Origin of the sequence: Algoriphagus litoralis (genome assembly GCF_003259255.1) — a bacterium.
Taxonomy (GTDB): Bacteria; Bacteroidota; Bacteroidia; order Cytophagales; family Cyclobacteriaceae; genus Algoriphagus; species Algoriphagus litoralis.
Window position 1 is genome coordinate 1 of record NZ_QGOL01000043.1, and the last position, 1,657, is coordinate 1,657.

General features: G+C 44.6%; 1 protein-coding gene. It reads left to right on the top strand.

The features are described 5' to 3' along the window. A partial coding sequence (locus DK188_RS21220) for a DUF7507 domain-containing protein (RefSeq protein ID WP_157963336.1) occupies nucleotides 1–1,657 on the top strand: 1,657 nt, incomplete at both ends.

The following is a 1,657-nucleotide window of genomic DNA, read 5'->3' on the forward strand; positions in this document are numbered from 1 at the left end:
AAATGCGGTTGTAAATACGACTTACACTGTGACTCAGGCAGATGTAAATTCTGGTACCATTCTCAATAAAGCCTTGACTTCTGGAGATGCACCTGGTGATAATCCGGACCCTGAGGATGAAGATGAGATAACCACTCCTATAGGAAGAATTGCAAGTGTGGTAATCACAAAGGTTGCGGATAAGGAGTCAGTAAGTAAAGAAGGAGAGGTAATTACCTACACCCTAACAGTGGTAAATACAGGTAATGTCGATCTGACTTCAGTGACAGTTTCTGATCCGTTAACTAACTTCTCTACTGCTGTAGCCACGCTTTCTGCAGGTGCGACTGTGACATACAATACATCATATACTGTGTCCATTGAAGATATAGCCAAACAAAACCCAATTGTCAATGTGGCGACGGTTAAAGGTTCAAGTCCAATCGATGATAATCCTGTGGAGTCATCTGATGATGAAACCACACCGATTGCATGCTTGGATGGAACCTTGGTCACTGGTATCATATTCAATGCGATGACTGATCAGCCGCTGGCTGGAGTTCCGGTGACACTTGTGCCTCAGGAATCTACCCCAGGCGATATCCTGATCACAGTAACAGGTGCTGACGGACGATACACCTTCAAGGATTTTGCTCCGGGCCAATACCTTGTACAGGTACAGGATGCGAATTTGAATGCAGCTAGAGGCTTGTACCCTGTACAAAGCTCACTGTTCTTCACCTTCATTGAGGCTTGTAAGTTCCAGACTAAGGACTTTGGATACGAAACCTACGATGGTATTGTGTTGGGAGACTTTGTATGGTATGATCTGAATCAGGACGGTATCCAAAACGAATGGTTTGATGCCGATGACAATGGTCAGGTAACCTTGAATGATCCACAGGCAGGACCTATTTCGATCAGAGATTGGGAATGGTTTGACCTGAACGGCGACGGAAGGTATGACGGTCCTGAGAACGAGGGCGAATTGAACAAAGCCGGATTCGGTAATGACCAGAGCTCCAATATCAAGGTGACAGGTCCAAATGGATATGAAGCAGATATAATTGTAGGTATCCTTGGATACTGGAGAGACAGACCTGAAGGAACATCCTTTGGTGAGTACACGGCCACTTTTGTAGAAGATGACTTTATCAGACAGCAGGCTTCCTTCATGGAATCTACTGGTAAGGTAAAAGTCCTTCCAAATGCAAATGGCAGAATGACTGATATCAACGCTGTGAGAACAGAAGAGCGCTGCGGATTGACCACAGAGAATTTTGTGACCAAAACAGTGTCTACTTCAGATCGTGTTCATTTGGATATGGACTTTGGATGGAGATGCTTGTTGGTTGATGTTGAAATCATCGCCAATGACGATGACTTTGGAGCTCACTTCATCAGCTTCGGTGGATTGATTGGAAATATCCTAGAAAATGATCGTCTGGAAGGTCAGCGACCAGATCCGGCGGATGTAGACTTCGAATTCACTGAGTTGGACGGTATCATCGGTTTGTTGATCAATGGTAATGGTGAGTTGAGCTTGATTCCGAATGTGAACGAGGTAAGAGACTATACCCTGAAATACACACTTAGAGAGACTGCCTTCCCTGACAACAATGACGATGCATTCGTATTCTTCAGAATATTGAACGACAACGTTGATCTGTCAGTAAGC